Origin of the sequence: Streptosporangium sp. NPDC023615, from assembly GCF_040640155.1 — a bacterium.
In the GTDB taxonomy this organism is placed as follows: Bacteria; Actinomycetota; Actinomycetes; order Streptosporangiales; family Streptosporangiaceae; genus Streptosporangium.
In genome coordinates, this window is record NZ_JBFABE010000008.1 from 96,554 (window position 1) to 111,549 (window position 14,996).

Here is a 14,996-nt window from a genome sequence, read left to right on the forward strand (position 1 = left end):
ATGAATGATTCCGGGGAGATGCGGGTCTCGGACGCCGAGCGGGAGTCCGCCGTCGAGTGGCTGCGGGTCGCCTCCGTCGAGGGACGGCTGACCCTCGGTGAGCTGACCGAGCGCACCGAGGCCGCCTACACCGCGCGTACCCAGGCCGAGCTCGCCGTGGTCACCTCGGATCTGCCCGGCGTCCGTCCCGCCGCGCCGGCCTCGCCGCCGGCCCCGCGGCCGGCCGGCCAGGCGCGCCGCTGGTTCGTGGCGGTGATGGGCAGCTCCAAGCAGCGCGGCACCTGGCGCGTCGACAAGCCGATCGGCGCCGTCGCGCTGATGGGCGACGTCGTGGTGGACCTGCGCCAGGCCGAGGTCCGCACCGGCGCGGTGGAGATCATGGCCACCGCGGTCATGGGCAACGTGAAGATCATCGTTCCGGACGGCGTGGACGTCGAGCTCGACGGCGTCGCCATCATGGGGGAAAAGAAGGTCCAGGTCATCGAGGCCCCTCCGGGGACGCAGGCGCCCGTCGTGCGGGTCACCGCCTACGCCGTCATGGGGGACGTCAAGGTGGTCGGCGACTCGCGGACCAAGCCCATCAAGAAGGCCTGGGCCGCCTGGCGGGAGCAGTGGGAGGAGATGCGCGGGGAGCTCACCGGCGAGCCCCACCACCGCCCGATCCGGCCGCCCAACCCCGCCGGCCCGGGACACCACTCCCCGCACTCCTCCTGGCACACCGCCGGGCCGCAGCACCCGCCGCAGCACCCGCCGCAGTCCGGGCCCGCCCGTTGAGCCCCCGGAGGGGGCGGCGGTGACAGGCCCGGTCAGCCCCGTCCCGCCAGGGGGACGGTCGTGCGGAGCGCGCCGTCGTGGCTGCGCGCGCCGGAGAACGCCCCGGTGGCCTCGGCCAGTCCCTCCAGTACCGTGACCGCCCGCGCCCTGGTCGCGGCGTCCAGGTTGCGGGCGAGCGTCACATGCGGGAGCCACCGTCCCGGCGCGTGCAGCGGGTTGCCGCCGCAGGAGCCGCCCAGCACCCGCCACACCTTCGCGTGTACGGCCACCAGCCGGGCCTCCGGCACCACGCCCCAGGCGAGCACCCGCGCCCGGCCGGCGAACAGCAGCAGCGGCCCCAGCCTGACCGGCACCGGCAGGTCACCGAAGGCCTCGGCGAACGCGGCCGGCGCGCCGGGCGGCAGCCGTTCGCAGACCGCCAGCGTCAGATGGGGGCGGTTGCTCGGGTGCGGGTGCCGGGCCTGGCTGGGAAGTCCCTCGGCCGCCAGCCGGTCCCAGGCCGCGCGCACCGCCGAGTCGAGCGTGTCGTCACAGGTCAGCTCGATGGTGTGCATCCGGCAACGGTAACGGGCGCGCTGTGCCCGGCCGCGGATCTCTTCGCCGTGGGCGCGAACCTTTTGCGTGGAACGCCTGCGCACCGTGCACGGGACCGGAGTACGGAGGCGGAGAAGTCACCACGGCGGGTACGGGGCGGACGATGAATCGCATGGCGAAGACGGCGGGGGAAGGTACCGCCACCGGCAGCCGGTCCGGGCCCGGTGGAGGATCGCGTCGATGACCCCCCGCGTCGCGTAACACCCCCGATGCCCGCTGACCGAGGGGTGCCGGGTCCTCCACGCCGTGACGACCGGCTCGATCAGCGCCCGCCGCTCGTCGGACGGATCGCTGGGGTACGGCTTACGCCCGCCCGTGCCGCCGGCCCATCGGGTTCACCCCGAGCGTCGGCCTCCATCACGGGACCCTCACCTCCGAGAGAACCCATGTGGAAGAATCCCTCACGAGACTCCCCCTCAGGCCGTGGCGAGCACCCTGGGCCGGTGCGCCGCCAGGTCGTAGCGTTCCAGCAGCACGGCCGCGACCTCGGGGGCCGCCCCCAGCACCTCGGCGACGACCTCGGCGCCCGCCGCCAGCGTCTCGCGGCGGATCCTGTCGGCGAAGTACCCCGGGGCCAGCAGGTAGGGGGCGACGACGACCCGCGCGGCCCCCGACCGGCGCAGGCCCAGCACCGCCTCCTCGGGGGCCGGTCCCGCCGCCGAGGCGTAGGCGGCGGTCACCGACCGCCAGCCGCGCCGCGCCTCCCACTCCCGGGCGATCCCGGCCACCGTCTCGTTGGCCCGCCGGTCACCGGACCCGGCCGAGACCAGCACCACCGCGGTACCGGGCTCGCCCGGGCGCACCCCCGCCTCGGCCAGGCGCCGCTCCAGGGCGTCGACGAGCAGCGGATGCGGGCCCAGCGTGGGGCCGGTACGCACCCGCAGCAGCGGGCGCCGGGCCGTCACCGCGGCCAGCGCGCCCGGGATGTCGACCCGGCTGTGGTAGGCCTCGGTGAGCAGCAGCGGCAGCACCACCGCCTCGGTCAGGCCCGAGAGCGCGGCCGGGAGCGTGGGGGAGGCGTGGTCGAGGTAGGCGGTGCGCACCGGCAGGTCCGGCCGCGCCCGCCGTACCAGGTCGAGCAGCTCCTGCACGGTCGCGGCGGCACGCGGGTCGCGGGACCCGTGCGCCACCGCGACCAGCGGGACCGGCGGCGACACGGCGGCGGCGCGGGGGCGCCAGGTCATACGTGCAGCCCGCACTCGGTCTTGCCCATGCCGGCCCACCGGCCGCTGCGGGGGTCCTCGCCCGGCGCGACCTGGCGGGTGCAGGGGGCGCAGCCGATCGAGGGGTAGTCGTCGTAGTGCAGCGGGTTGACCAGCACCCCGTTGTCGGCCATGTAGTTGTCGACGTCCTCCTGCGTCCACCGGGCGATCGGGTTGATCTTGACCATCTGACGCTTGGCGTCCCACTCGACGACCTTGACGCCCGCCCGGGTGACGGCCTCGTCGCGGCGGATGCCGGAGACCCAGGCGAGGTAGGGCTCCAGGGCGCGGTTGAGCGGCTCGACCTTGCGCAGGTAGCAGCACAGGTCGGGGTTGCGCCCGAACAGCCGCGGGCCCAGGTCGCGCTCCTGCTCGCCGACCGTGCGGGAGGGCTTCACGTCGATCACGTTGACGTCGTAGACCTGCTGGACGGCGTCCCGGGTGCCGATCGTCTCGGCGAAGTGGTAGCCGGTGTCGATGAACAGCACGTCCACGCCGGGCTTGACGCGGCTGACCAGGTCGATCAGCAGGGCGTCGCTCATGGAGGCGGTCAGGCAGAGCCGGTCGCCGAACGTCGCCGCCGCCCAGCGGATGATCTCCAGGGCCGAGGCGTCCTCCAGGAACCGCGCCGCCGACTCGACGATGTCCTGCATGTCGAGCGCGCCGCGCCGCTGACGTGACCCGACCTCGACGTCCACCACTGTCATCGCTCGCTCACCCGATCCTCGTCCGCCGCGTGGGCCGTTCCCGCCCCGCGTGCCGTGTCCGCCGTACGGGCCGGTGCGGCCGCGCGGGTCGTCGTGTCGATCACCTCGGAACGGTCGCGCCTCATGAGCGCACCCCGATCCCGAGGAACTTCAGCTTGAAGGCGCGGATGCACGACCGGCAGTACCAGCCGCCGTCGCCCTCGTAGGGCTCCAGGTCCTCCTCGCCGCAGTAGGGGCAGTGGAAGGGGACCGCTCGCTCGCTCATCGCTTCCTCCCCGTCCCGCCGCGCGCCCGGCGCCGGGCGGCGGACCCGTCCGGCCCGCTCACTTCAGGTCCGCGTCGTCGGCGCGCTGCACCCAGTCGGAGAAGCTCTCCTCGTCGTCCTTCTGCTTCTCGAAGTTGCGCAGCACCCGCTCCACGTAGTCGGGCAGCTCCTCGGAGGTGGTCTTCAGGCCGCGCACCTTGCGGCCGAACCCCGGGTTGACGCCGAGGGAGCCGCCCAGGTGGACCTGGAAGCCCTCGACCTGCTCGCCCTTGTCGTTGACGACGAGCTGGCCCTTGAGGCCGATGTCGGCGACCTGGATCCGCGCGCAGGAGTTGGGGCAGCCGTTGACGTTGATGGTCAGCGGGCTGGAGAAGTCGGGAAGCCGCTGCTCCAGCTCGTCGATCAGGTCCGAGGCCAGGGCCTTGGTCTCCACGATGGCCAGCTTGCAGAACTCGATCCCGGTGCACGCCATGGTCTGGCGGCGGAAGGTCGAGGGGGTGACCTGAAGGTCACCGGCCTCCAGCTCGGCGACCAGGCTCTCGACCCGGTCTGGCGCCACGTCGAGGATGACCATCTTCTGCTCGACCGTGGTGTGCACCCGGTTCGATCCGTGCCGCTCGGCGATGTCGGCGATCAGGTGCAGCCTGTCGCCGTCGAGGCGGCCGACCTTCGGGGCGAAGCCGACGTAGAAGTTGCCGTCCTTCTGCGGGAAGACGCCCACGTGGTCCCTGCGGCCGCCGCGCGGCGCCTCGGGGGCGGGGCCGTCGGGCAGCGTGTACCCGAGGTACTCCTTCTCCAGCATGTCGCGGAACTTCTCGACGCCCCAGTCGTTGATCAGGAACTTGATCCGCGCCCGGTGCCGCAGGCGGCGGTAGCCGTAGTCGCGGAAGATGCCGATCACGCCGCCGTAGGCCGGGGCGACCTGCTCGGGGGTCAGGAAGACGCCCAGCCGCTTGCCGAGCATCGGGTTGGTGGACAGGCCGCCGCCCACCCACAGGTCGAAGCCGCGCTCGCCGCTCTCGTTCACGACGCCCACGAACGCCACGTCGTTGATCTCGTGCACGGTGCAGTGCGCCGGGCACCCGCTGACCGCGGACTTGAACTTGCGCGGCAGGTTGGAGAAGGCCGGGTCGCCGATGTAGGTGTCGTGGATCTCCTGGACCAGCGCCGAGCCGTCGATGACCTCCTCGGTGTCGATCCCGGCCAGCGGGCAGCCCATGATGACGCGCGGGGTGTCGCCGCAGGCCTCGGTGGTCGACAGGCCCACCGACTCCAGGCGCTCCCAGATGTCGGGGACGGCCTCGATCTCGATCCAGTGGAGCTGGATGTTCTGCCGGTCGGTGACGTCGGCGGTGCCGCGGCCGTAGAGGTTGGAGATGTCGGCGATGACCCGGAGCTGCGCCAGGTCGAGCCGGCCGCCGTCGATCCTGACCCGGAGCATGAAGTAGCGGTCGTCGAGCTCCTCCGGCTCCAGGACGGCGGTCTTGCCGCCGTCGATCCCGGGCTTGCGCTGGGTGTAGAGCCCGTACCAGCGCATCCGGCCGCGCAGGTCGGCGGGGTCGATGGAGTCGAAACCCTGCTTGGAGTAGACGTCGATGATCCGCCGGCGGACGTTGAGCCCGTCGTCGTTCTTCTTGTTCTCCTCGTTCTTGTTCAGGGGTTCGCGGTAGCCGAGAGCCCACTGACCTTCGCCGCGCGGGCGCTTGTGGTGCCGGTTGACCGGCTTGGCCGGGGTCGTCATTGCGCGTCCTCGTTGTGGCTCGATGAAAGGATTTCCGGACGCGCACCGGTGGCACCTCCCGCCTCATCGTCGAGTACGGGGGTCGGTCACTCAGAGGAGGACGCCGGTTACGCGGCCGAGCTGGAAGAGATCAGCAGGGGGCGACGATCAACGGACGTCACAACAGATGGCACTGCGGACACGCAGGAGGTCGACGTGGCGTCGCACGACGAGCAACGGGTCCGCTGGCATGTCTCCGACGATACCCCGGCGACCGTGGATGTCCAATGTCGGGTCCACGATCTGGACAGGCGGGCAAGATCCGGGCCCGTGCCGGCCCAGGTTCGCCGCCCTCGGGTCGCGGGCCGCCGCCCTCAGGTGGCGGGCTCGGGGTCGCCGGTCCCGGAGCGCGGGGCCCGGGGCCGGTAGGCCTCCCGGCTGGCCTCGATGTGCGGGATGTGCTCGATGGCCCAGCCGGCGAGGGCCAGCGCGGGCGGGATGAGGCTCTTGCCGGTCGGGGTCAGCGCGTACTCGACCCGTGGCGGGACCTCGGCGTGCACCGTGCGGGAGACCAGGCCGTCGCGTTCGAGGTTGCGGAGCGTCAGGGTCAGCATGCGCTGGGAGATCCCGGTGACCTGCCGGTGCAGGTCGGTGAAGCGCAGGCTCCCCCGATCGAGGGTGGCCACGACCAGCAACGTCCACTTGTTGCAGATGCGGTCGAGGATGGCGCGGATCGCCCGTCCCCCGTCTCCCCGGATCATGCAGGTGTGCTCATACTCCGACATGACAGGCCCCTGTGTGTAACGCACATGTGTGTGCCTTTTGTACGGTTTTCAATAGTGACGCATCATGGGGCTCCTTACGAGTGGTAACCATCGTGGCCTGCGCCACTTCCGAGCTTCCGAGGTGCCCTTTCATGGAGATCTCCTACTGGATCGTCGCGGCGCTCCTGGCCGTCCTCTACCTCTACGCGGGAGGCAGGAAGATCCTCCAGAGCCAGGAGCGGCTCCAGCCGATGATGGGCTGGGTCGACACCGTCCCCATGCCGCTCGTCCGCTTGATCGGGGTCCTGGAGGTCCTCGGCGCCGCCGGCCTGATCCTGCCGCCGCTGACCGGGATCGCGCCCCCGCTCGCCGTCGCCGCGGCGATCGGCCTCGTCCTGATCCAGGTCGGCGGCATCGTGGTCCACCTGCGCCGGGAGGAGGGTCGGCTGATCGGCCTCAACATCGTCCTCCTGGTCGCCGCCGCGGCGGCCGCCTGGCTCGGCGCGGTCCGGCTCTGACCCTCGCCGCCGACCGGGCGTCACCCGCCTCCCGCCGGAGCACCGTCCCGTTCTGGAGCGCGCGAGGGAGCTGTGTCTCAGCCACCGGTACACCGAGGAGACCTGGGGCGAGGAACTGGGGGCGCGGGTACGCCCGCATGTGGAGCGGGTACTCGCCGAGATCGACCGGTCGTCGGGAGAGGCGGCCTCCGGGGCGTCGTGAGCCCCCTCCGGGGGGAGGTGGCCGATCGTCGTCGCGGGTGCCCGTACGTCATCCCTCTCCCAGCCAGTTCATGTGCGGTTCTGCGGGCTCCCGCGAAGGGGGGCCGGAACCGCCGTCGTCGTCCTCCCGTGCCCTCGCCTGGTGCTGGCAGTCGCACCAGGAGCCTCCGCGGCACTCCTCGTGCCGCCGTTCCCTGCAGTTCTCACAGATCATGCGACCATTCTGCGACCGTGTCCCCCGGCGGCGTCGCCCAGGTGCCCGTGGCCGGGCCGAACAGGCCGGCGTCACGCCCCGGACGGGTCGCCGGGCCTCCCCGGCACCGCCGTGCCCCGGCCGGGCCGCCGGACCTTCCGGGCGGTGCCGACTCGTGATCAAGCGCGGCGGGGCATACCGTTGTGTGGCATGACGTCCACTGATGCCCCGGCCCAGCGGCCTGGGCCGGAGCGCCGGCCACGGCGCGGTCCCCGGGCACGATGGCGTGCCGGGCTCGCGTGGGTCCGCGGCAGGGGCGTCCTCGCGCGGCTGCGGGCGCTGCTCACCTGGATCCGCGGGACCGACTTCTGGATCCTCGTCGCCGCCACCACGAACGCGGGCGTCACCTACCGCGTCACCGGCCTGGCCGGGGAGGCCGCCTTCTTCGCGCTGCTGTCGCTGCCGCCGTTCATGCTCGGCCTCATCGGCGTGCTCGGCCAGCTCACCCGCGTCTTCGGCCCGGAGACCGTCCAGGACGTCAGCGACTGGATCGACCAGCAGGCCCACCTGCTGTTCACCGACAGCGCCGTGGACAGCGTCGTCACCCCCCTCATCGAGGACGTGCTGAACCCCGCCAACCAGGCCTCGCTGATCTCCCTGGGCTTCCTGCTCGCGCTCTGGTCGGGCTCGCGGGCGCTCTTCGTCTACGTGGACCTGATCTCGGTCGCCTACGGCCTGGGCGAGGAGCGCGGCATCATCCGTACCCGGCTGATGTCGTTCGGGTTCTACCTGGCGGGCCTGCTGATCGGCCTGGTGGTGATGCCCGTGCTCGTCCTGGGCCCGGCCGCGCTGCGCGGCGCCCTGCCCGCCGACTACGCCGTCCTGGTCGACGTCCTGTACTGGCCGGTCGTCGTCATCGGCTCTGTGATCTTCCTTACCCTGCTCTACCACGTGAGCGTCCCGGTCCGCACCCGCTGGTGGCGCGAGCTGCCCGGGGCGCTGCTCGCGCTGCTGATCTGGATCGCCTGCGCCGCCGTGCTGCGCGCGGTGCTGGCCGCCTGGTTCTCGCCGGTGTCGATCTACGGCTCGCTCGCCGCCCCCATCGCGGTGCTGCTGTGGCTCTACATCACCGCGCTGGCCGTGCTGATCGGAGCCACGCTCAACGCCGAGGTCGACCGGCTGTGGCCGCGGAGCGGAACGGGCCGCCTCGGCAGGGCCGGTCCGTCCGCTATCGTCTAAGCCGTGACTGGCGCGTAGGGTGGGAGCGACCACCGGGGAGCTGAAGTGCGAGAAGGCCGAGCGCCTGGGTCTTCGCGCGATGTCGACGATGACAGGGGAGTGAAGGCGCATGAGCGCTCTTTCCAGCGTGGATCCGCAGATCGCCGAGCTCGTACAGGCCGAGGAGCGGCGTCAGGCCGACACCGTCAAACTCATCGCCTCGGAGAACTACGTCTCCAGGGCCGTCCTCGAGGCCACCGGCACCATCCTCACCAACAAGTACTCCGAGGGCTACGCCGGCAAGCGGTACTACGAGGGCCAGCAGGTGATCGACCAGATCGAGACCCTCGCGATCGACAGGGCCAAGGCCCTGTTCGGGGTGAACCACGCCAACGTCCAGCCCTACTCGGGCTCGCCCGCCAACCTGGCGATCTACCTGGCGTTCCTGAAGCCCGGTGAGACCGTGATGGGCATGGGCCTGCCGTTCGGCGGCCACCTGACCCACGGCTGGTCGGTCTCGGCCACCGGCAAGTGGTTCAACCCGGTCCGCTACGGGGTACGCCGGGACACCGGCCGCGTCGACATGGACGAGGTGCGTGAGATCGCCCTCCGCGAGCGGCCCAAGCTCATCTTCTGCGGCGGCACCGCCGTCCCGCGCACGATCGACTTCCCGGCCTTCGCCGAGATCGCCCGCGAGGTCGGGGCCGTGCTCGCCGCCGACATCGCGCACATCGCCGGCCTGGTCGCCGGCGGGGCCCACCCGTCGCCGGTCGGCCACGCGGACGTCATCTCCACCACCACGCACAAGACCCTGCGCGGCCCCCGGGGCGCCATGCTGATGGCCTCCTCCGACGAGCACGCCACCGCCCTGAACAAGGCGGTCTTCCCCGGCCTGCAGGGCGGGCCGCACAACAACATCACCGCGGCCATCGCGGTGGCGCTCAAGGAGGCGTCGACCGACGACTTCAGGGGCTACGCCCGCCAGGTCGTGCTGAACTCCCAGGCGCTGGCCGAGGAACTGCTCGCCCGGGGCTTCGACCTGGTCTCCGGCGGCACGGACAACCACCTGATCCTGTTCGACCTGACGCCCAAGGGCATCGGCGGCAAGCCCGCCGCCCAGGCCCTGGACAAGGCCGGGCTGGAGACCAACTACAACAGCGTCCCGTTCGACCCGCGCAAGCCGTTCGACCCGTCCGGCATCCGGATCGGCACCGCGGGTGTGACCACCCGAGGCATGGGCGAGGCCGAGATGCGGCAGATCGGCGCCTGGATCGACGAGGTCGTGACCGCGCTGGCCAAGGGCGAGGACGAGGCCACGCACGTCATCGCCCGCGTGCACGGCGAGGTCAAGGAGCTCACCTCCCGCTTCCCCGCCCCCGGGCTGTAGAACGCGACGAGGGCCCCGGGACGCCACCGCGTCCCGGGGCCCTCGTCGCGTCGTCTCCCTGACGGCCCCTGACGGCCCCTGACGGTTCACGGCGAGCCCGTGGCGCGCCGGTAAATGCGGTTGCCCTCATCGGCGGGTGATGCGTTAAAGTTCTCCCGGAGACGCCGTCCCGGAGGGGGCGGCCGCGAGGCACAGGAGGTGAGGACCATGCGGGTTGTTCTGACGAGCCTGCCGTCCATCAACCTCCGGGTGCCCGCCTGATCGATCTCACGACGGGGCACCCGCCTTCACCAAAGGTGTGACCACGTTGTCCTCGTCTTCACCGTCTTCACCGTTCACGTCTTCTTCCTCGTCCCTGCCCGCCTTTCTCGCCTCGCTCGGCTGGGACGGCTCGCTGGCCGCCGAGCTGCCCGACGGGTTGCTCCCCGCCAGGGTCTCCCGCGTCGACCGCGGTGCCGCCGAGGTGCTGGCCGCCGCCGGTCATCTCCGCGCCGACTACGGGGCCCGGGTGCGCAGGGCCGCCGCCGCCGACCCGGTGGCGCTGCCCTGCGTCGGCGACTGGGCGGGGATCCGCCGCCTGGCCGAGGGCCGCTTCGAGCTGGAGGCGCTCCTGCCCCGGCGTACCGCCTTCGTCCGCGGAGGGGTCTCCCGCGTCTCCAGGGGCGGCCTGTCCGGCGACTCCCAGGGGCAGGTGCTCGCCGCCAACGTCGACGTCGTCTTCGTCGCCGAACCCGCCCTGCACGCCACCGACACCGCCGACCTGGGCCGGATCGAGCGGTTGCTCGCGCTCGCCTGGGAGAGCGGGGCCCGGCCCGTGGTGCTCATCACCAAGTCCGACCTGATCGGCGAGAGCCTCGGGTTCCTCCTGGACGAGGTCGCCACCGCGGCACCGGGGGTGGACGTGCACCCGGTCTGCTCCGTCAGCGGCGAGGGCGTCGACGTCGTCCGCGGCTACCTGGAGGGCAGTCGCACCGCGGTGGTCCTCGGCGCCTCGGGTGCGGGGAAGTCGACGCTGGTCAACGCCCTGGCCGGACAGGACGTCATGGAGACCCAGCACGTCAGGGCCGGAGACGGCCGGGGCCGCCACACCACCGTGCACCGCGAGCTCATCCCGCTCGCCGGGGGCGGGCTCGTCATCGACACCCCCGGCATCCGCCGCATCGGCCTGTACGACATGGGCGAGGGCGTCGACATGGTCTTCTCGGACCTGGAGGAACTCGCCGCGCGGTGCCGGTTCGGCGACTGCCGCCACGACACCGAGCCGGGCTGCGCCGTGATCGCCGCGATCGAGGACGGCACACTACCGGAGCGGCGGCTGGAGAGCTGGAACAAGCTTCAACGGGAGGCGGCGTGGATGGCGTCCCGGAGCGACGCCCGGCTCCGCAAGGAGATGCACAACAAGTGGAAGATCATCACCAAGGAGATGCGCAAGGCGGGCCGCAACAGGCCCTGAGAGCGTGAGACGCCCCCGCCGTGCGGCCGCCCGTTCCGGGTGCCGCACGCGCGGGGCCCCGACATGAAAACGTGTGATCTCGCGACGGGGGTGAGCGAGATCACACGTATGGGGGAAGCCGGGTGGAGGGGCTGCTCAGGCGACGGCACTGATGCCGGCGCTGGCCGCGCGGCGCATGCGACGACGACGCTCGGAGGCGCGCTCGTCCTCGTTCAGGCCGCCCCAGGTGCCGTACTTCTCCGGACGGGAGAGCGCGTAGTCCAGGCACTCGGCGCGAACCGGGCACTGGGCGCAGATCGCCTTGGCCTTACGCTCGCGAATGTCACGCTCGGGCTGACGCTCACCGTCGGGACCGAAGAAGAGCACGAGGTCCTCGCCCCGGCACGCGGCGTCATCCTGCCAGCCCCAGCTGGGCCGAGGCCGGGCGGTCTGCCGACGTACCTGAGACATGAGAAAACCACCTTATAGTGAGAGGTATTTCGGGTTTTATGCCGCATCGGACGCTTGTGACGTCCCTGGATCCAACGCCTGGATCGGCCGTGATGTTCCCTCAGGTCAAGTCAGCGCGGACGTGGCATACAGCACAGGGGTTACCCTGTCCAGCGTGACCAGCCGATAGGTCGTGATCGTGTCGGCACAAGCCGTACCACATGGCGTTGTCAGCGTCATGGGTTCAACCACTACCCGAAAACGAGCGCCATTACCGCGCACAACTGCCTCGGTGACGGCGCCGTCCAACCTGGAGGATTCCACGGCCACTCCGCCGACCGAAAGTTCACCCGTATGGACGCGGACGAAATGTTCGGCGGCCTGCAGTGGCTCAGGGATGCCCGCGCGTCCCCGGAAACGGTCGAGGATGACCTCGCCGGACCGGTACGCGTCGGCTGCCGCGATCGCAGCAGCCTGAGACATGCTGCCGTAGTAGAGGCCGTGTGGCAAGCACACAAGGTTGGCGGCGTAGAGATCGCCACCAACATGTGATGTTTCCCATACTGTGTCCGGCAAATTCTTTGCCAAGGACCGAGCTACGGGTAGTCCAATGCGGGCGCAGCACGCGTTGCGCTTGGCATGCGTGCAGACCAGAAAAACCGGCTCACTCACAAGTATGCAGGACTCCGGGACCACTCCGGCCACCAGCTTGTCAAGGGCAAGATCGTCCGGACCTGCGACGATGCCCTCGGCGATCCAGGGCTCGGCGGCGGTGGAGTCCGCGACCATGACGTGGATGCCGTCGCCCGCGGGGTTCCTGCGGTCGGGACGGCGGATGAGCTGGGCCCGCACGCCGAGGCGGCCGGCCCGTTTGATGAGGGTGTGGACGTCCTCGGGCAGGACGCAGTTCTCCAGGCGGTCGGCCCAGGGGCCGGAGTGCTCGATGAGCAACCAGAAGCGGGCCCCGACCGTGGCGCTGGCGAGGACGGGCACCTCGCCCGTGTGGCAGCCGGGAGGGTGCGCGCATCCCTTGCCCGGTATGCCCGCCCTGTACGCGCCGTTCCCCGTGCCCACGCTCTCCTCCTCGACTTAGGTAAGACTAACCTAACGCTTTGATGAGGGTGGTGGAGGGGGAAACGATGTCAGGCCGGTAAAGCCGGACACCCGCCCAGGCCGGCCGCGCGAGAACGGTCCTTCGAGGAACCCTTTGCGGGAGGGCCCGGCCGGACCCGCCCCTTCCCGGACCCGGCGCCCCTTCTGCCCGTGATCATCCCGGCCATGCCTCCGGCGGGGGATTCGTCGCGGGCGCGCCCGACCAGGGGGTCGCCCACGGGGGCGTCACCGAGGTCGCCCACGGGGGCGTCACCGGGGGCGTCACCGGGGGCGTCACCGGGGGCGTCACCGGGGGCGTCACCGGGGCGTCGCCGTCGCCCGGACGGCTCGGGGACCCGGCGGGTTCCGGCGAGGCGAGCCTCCAGCGGGGCTCGGAAGGGTTCGGCGGTCCCGGGCGCGTGCGTCGTCGCGCGGACGGCTCGGGGACCCGACGGCTCGGGGACCCGACGGTTCAGGGGCCCGGCGGCTTCCGGCGGGGCCCGGCGGGTTCCGGGCATCGGCGGGACCTGGTGGGACTCGGCGGGTCCCGGCGGGGGCCGGAAGGCTTCAGTGATCGCCGTGCATGCCGCCGGTGCGGCCCTCCGACGTGGGAGGGCCGCACCGGTCATTTCGTGGCCGGACCCCGGGGGCCGGTCACGTGTCGTCGTCCGCCGGTCAGGCCACGGTGCAGGGGATGCCGTTGAGGGTGAAGGCGGTCGGTTCGGCGGTGTTGCCGTTGTGCGTGGCCTGGAAGCCGATGTCGATGGTGGCCCCGGGGGCGATCGTGGCGTTGTGGCCGATGTTGCGGGCGCTCACCTGGCCGCCTGAGGAGGTGTAGGTGGCGTTCCAGCCCGAGGTGAGTGACTGGCCGGAGGGCAGGGCGAAGGCCAGCGTCCAGCCCTCGATCGCCGTGGTCCCGGTGTTGGTGATGCTGATGCCGGCGGTGAAGCCGTTGTTCCAGGAGCTCATCGTGTAGACGACCCGGGGTCCCGTGCCGGGGGTGGGCGTCGGGGTGGGTGTGGGGGTCGGGGTGGGCGTGGGGGTGGGCGTGGGGCCGTCGCCCAGGTCGGCCACGAAGGTCGTCACGCTCCGGGCGGGAAGCGTGACGACGAGGGAGCCGTTCGAGACGTTCGCCGCTCCCTGGGGGGCGACGTTCCTGCTCGCGTCGGTCAGCCAGGACGAGGCGGCGGACACCCTGCTGTTCGCCACGGTGAACTGCTGGCTCACCGCGGAGGTCCCCTTGTTGACGGCGACGATGACGACCCTGGAGTCACCGCCCCTGTACGCCGAGACGTAGACGTTCGACGCCGGGTTCGCCGTCGCGTCGATCCGTACGTACCCGGGGCGGACGAACCTGGCGAAGTGCGCCATCATGGCGCCGCGTTTGCTGATCTGGCCGTCCTCCCGCATGGGGCTGTAGCCGCGCCGGATGTACCACCAGACGTACGTCTGGAACTCGGCGTCCACCATGGCGCGGTGGATGTGCTCGCCCACGTCGAGCGCCTGGGGCCACAGGTCCGCCGAATCGCTGCTGTTGGGGTGGTAGACCTCGGTCATCCACAGCTCTTTGCCCGCCCCCTTCTGCTTGAAGAGGGGATAGGGGAAGTTCGAGAACGGCGTGCCGTAGAGGTGGGCCCCGATGATGTCCACGTTGGCGAGCGCCGCGGGGTCGTTGAGGATAGGGTCCGAGATGTTCTTCAGGTACTGGAAGGACTCGGGCGCGATGACCCTGGTGCTGATCGAGCCGGCGTTCTCGCGCAGGAACCGGAGGATCTCGGCGGGGGTCCACCACGTCCACTCGTGGGCGTAGTCGGGCTCGTTCTGTATCGATATGGCGTACAGGTTCACCCCGTTGTTCCGCATGTACGCGGTGAAGTCGTTCAGGTGCTGGGCATAGGCGCCGTACGCGTTGTACCTCAGGCGCTTCGCGTTGGTCTGGCTGCCGCGGGTGAAGGTCTCGACCATGCTCGCGGGGGGATTCCACGGCGAGGCGAAGACGATCGCCCCGAGCTCGATCGCGCGCTTCGCCGTCGCCACGTCACGGCCCCAGTCCGCCTGGTTCTCGGGGACGGGGATCCTCAGCACGGAGAATCCCAGCCGGCCCTCTCCGGTGCCGAACGCCGTGTCCCGCTGCGCGGGCGTCAGGTCGCCGATCCAGGCGGCGAAGGTCATGCCGCCGAAGCCGCGGATCGTCTGCCGCCGCGCCGACGGATCGATGACCGCCGTGGCGGCCGCGGCCTCCGAGGCGCCGAGGATCGAGGCCGTGGCCGCGAGGACCGGCAGGGCCCCCATCGTCGTCAGGACGGTCCTCCGGTTCAGCGACCTTCGCTCGCCGCTCACGGGCTCGTTCTGATCCTGGGTCATGCCTGCTCCTCACAACTGGTGGCGCTCGTCCGCACCTTTTCGGCCCTCTGGGCGGGTCAGGCGCCGATCTCCGGTGCCGCCGCCAGGACGGGCCCTGATTTTGTTAGCGTTGACT

General features: G+C 71.4%; 15 protein-coding genes and 1 pseudogene. 5 read left to right on the plus strand and 11 right to left on the minus strand.

Annotated elements, in window-relative coordinates:
• Entirely contained in the window at positions 1–774 is a 774-nt protein-coding gene (locus AB0G16_RS09125; RefSeq protein ID WP_362801072.1) for a DUF1707 domain-containing protein, read from the plus strand.
• A 32-nt stretch (positions 775–806) separates the two neighbouring features.
• On the opposite strand, the gene AB0G16_RS09130 is transcribed toward AB0G16_RS09125, so the two are convergent.
• The 7 genes and pseudogenes from AB0G16_RS09130 to AB0G16_RS09160 form a co-directional block, all read right to left on the minus strand.
• The gene (locus AB0G16_RS09130) at positions 807–1,328 is read right to left on the minus strand and encodes a 2'-5' RNA ligase family protein (RefSeq protein ID WP_362801075.1); all 522 of its coding nucleotides are present in this window, start codon (positions 1,326–1,328) and stop codon (positions 807–809) included.
• 117 nt (positions 1,329–1,445) lie between these two features.
• Positions 1,446–1,640, minus strand: a pseudogene (locus AB0G16_RS09135) (transposase); the annotation flags it as partial.
• Positions 1,641–1,784: 144 nt separating this feature from the next.
• Positions 1,785–2,552, minus strand: coding sequence for a sirohydrochlorin chelatase (locus tag AB0G16_RS09140; RefSeq protein ID WP_362801078.1), 768 nt, complete (start codon positions 2,550–2,552; stop codon positions 1,785–1,787).
• A complete protein-coding gene (locus AB0G16_RS09145) occupies positions 2,549–3,277 on the minus strand; it encodes a phosphoadenylyl-sulfate reductase (RefSeq protein ID WP_362801081.1) in 729 nt (242 codons plus the stop codon). Before AB0G16_RS09145 ends, AB0G16_RS09140 begins: the two co-directional genes overlap by 4 nt.
• Positions 3,278–3,398: 121 nt before the next feature.
• Positions 3,399–3,542, minus strand: coding sequence for an Insertion element protein (locus tag AB0G16_RS09150; RefSeq protein WP_344900914.1), 144 nt, complete (start codon positions 3,540–3,542; stop codon positions 3,399–3,401).
• A gap of 58 nt (positions 3,543–3,600) precedes the next feature.
• Positions 3,601–5,283 carry a nitrite/sulfite reductase gene (locus AB0G16_RS09155; RefSeq protein ID WP_362801084.1) on the minus strand — a complete coding sequence of 561 codons (1,683 nt, stop codon included), beginning with the start codon at positions 5,281–5,283 and terminating at the stop codon, positions 3,601–3,603.
• Between the two features lie 353 nt (positions 5,284–5,636).
• Positions 5,637–6,047, minus strand: coding sequence for a helix-turn-helix domain-containing protein (locus tag AB0G16_RS09160; protein ID WP_362801087.1), 411 nt, complete (start codon positions 6,045–6,047; stop codon positions 5,637–5,639).
• 131 nt (positions 6,048–6,178) lie between these two features.
• On the opposite strand from AB0G16_RS09160, the gene AB0G16_RS09165 reads away from it, so the two are divergent.
• Positions 6,179–6,544 (plus strand): DoxX family protein, encoded by a 366-nt coding sequence (locus tag AB0G16_RS09165; RefSeq protein ID WP_362801090.1) that lies wholly within the window; start codon positions 6,179–6,181, stop codon positions 6,542–6,544.
• Between the two features lie 250 nt (positions 6,545–6,794).
• On the opposite strand, the gene AB0G16_RS09170 is transcribed toward AB0G16_RS09165, so the two are convergent.
• Complete coding sequence (locus AB0G16_RS09170) at positions 6,795–6,959, minus strand: hypothetical protein (protein ID WP_362801093.1); 165 nt, start codon at positions 6,957–6,959, stop codon at positions 6,795–6,797.
• 189 nt (positions 6,960–7,148) lie between these two features.
• Here AB0G16_RS09170 and AB0G16_RS09175 point away from each other — a divergent pair, with 189 nt between their 5' ends.
• The 3 genes from AB0G16_RS09175 to rsgA all read left to right on the plus strand — a co-directional run bounded on the left by AB0G16_RS09175 (position 7,149) and on the right by rsgA (position 10,996).
• Positions 7,149–8,177, plus strand: a complete 1,029-nt coding sequence (locus AB0G16_RS09175; protein ID WP_362801096.1) for a YihY/virulence factor BrkB family protein — start codon at positions 7,149–7,151, stop codon at positions 8,175–8,177.
• A gap of 109 nt (positions 8,178–8,286) precedes the next feature.
• The gene (gene glyA, locus AB0G16_RS09180; protein WP_362801099.1) at positions 8,287–9,543 is read left to right on the plus strand and encodes a serine hydroxymethyltransferase; all 1,257 of its coding nucleotides are present in this window, start codon (positions 8,287–8,289) and stop codon (positions 9,541–9,543) included.
• A gap of 307 nt (positions 9,544–9,850) precedes the next feature.
• Positions 9,851–10,996, plus strand: coding sequence for a ribosome small subunit-dependent GTPase A (rsgA, locus tag AB0G16_RS09185; protein WP_362801102.1), 1,146 nt, complete (start codon positions 9,851–9,853; stop codon positions 10,994–10,996).
• 135 nt (positions 10,997–11,131) lie between these two features.
• On the opposite strand, the gene AB0G16_RS09190 is transcribed toward rsgA, so the two are convergent.
• The 3 genes from AB0G16_RS09190 to AB0G16_RS09200 form a co-directional block, all read right to left on the minus strand.
• A complete protein-coding gene (locus AB0G16_RS09190) occupies positions 11,132–11,446 on the minus strand; it encodes a WhiB family transcriptional regulator (RefSeq protein WP_012893126.1) in 315 nt (104 codons plus the stop codon).
• Positions 11,447–11,551: 105 nt separating this feature from the next.
• A complete protein-coding gene (locus AB0G16_RS09195; RefSeq protein WP_362801105.1) occupies positions 11,552–12,418 on the minus strand; it encodes a sucrase ferredoxin in 867 nt (288 codons plus the stop codon).
• Positions 12,419–13,192: 774 nt separating this feature from the next.
• Positions 13,193–14,881, minus strand: a complete 1,689-nt coding sequence (locus tag AB0G16_RS09200) for a cellulose binding domain-containing protein (protein WP_362801108.1) — start codon at positions 14,879–14,881, stop codon at positions 13,193–13,195.
• Positions 14,882–14,996: the final 115 nt, after the last annotated feature.

Coding starts and splice junctions, on each gene's coding strand:
- AB0G16_RS09130 (WP_362801075.1), bottom strand. CDS start 1,328: ATGCACACCATCGAGCTGACCTGTGACGACACGCTCGACTCGGCGGTG.
- AB0G16_RS09125 (WP_362801072.1), top strand. CDS start 1: ATGAATGATTCCGGGGAGATGCGGGTCTCGGACGCCGAGCGGGAGTCC.
- AB0G16_RS09160 (WP_362801087.1), bottom strand. CDS start 6,047: ATGTCGGAGTATGAGCACACCTGCATGATCCGGGGAGACGGGGGACGG.
- AB0G16_RS09150 (WP_344900914.1), bottom strand. CDS start 3,542: ATGAGCGAGCGAGCGGTCCCCTTCCACTGCCCCTACTGCGGCGAGGAG.
- AB0G16_RS09145 (WP_362801081.1), bottom strand. CDS start 3,277: ATGACAGTGGTGGACGTCGAGGTCGGGTCACGTCAGCGGCGCGGCGCG.
- AB0G16_RS09190 (WP_012893126.1), bottom strand. CDS start 11,446: ATGTCTCAGGTACGTCGGCAGACCGCCCGGCCTCGGCCCAGCTGGGGC.
- AB0G16_RS09140 (WP_362801078.1), bottom strand. CDS start 2,552: ATGACCTGGCGCCCCCGCGCCGCCGCCGTGTCGCCGCCGGTCCCGCTG.
- AB0G16_RS09155 (WP_362801084.1), bottom strand. CDS start 5,283: ATGACGACCCCGGCCAAGCCGGTCAACCGGCACCACAAGCGCCCGCGC.
- AB0G16_RS09175 (WP_362801096.1), top strand. CDS start 7,149: ATGACGTCCACTGATGCCCCGGCCCAGCGGCCTGGGCCGGAGCGCCGG.
- glyA (WP_362801099.1), top strand. CDS start 8,287: ATGAGCGCTCTTTCCAGCGTGGATCCGCAGATCGCCGAGCTCGTACAG.
- AB0G16_RS09165 (WP_362801090.1), top strand. CDS start 6,179: ATGGAGATCTCCTACTGGATCGTCGCGGCGCTCCTGGCCGTCCTCTAC.
- AB0G16_RS09170 (WP_362801093.1), bottom strand. CDS start 6,959: ATGATCTGTGAGAACTGCAGGGAACGGCGGCACGAGGAGTGCCGCGGA.
- AB0G16_RS09200 (WP_362801108.1), bottom strand. CDS start 14,881: ATGACCCAGGATCAGAACGAGCCCGTGAGCGGCGAGCGAAGGTCGCTG.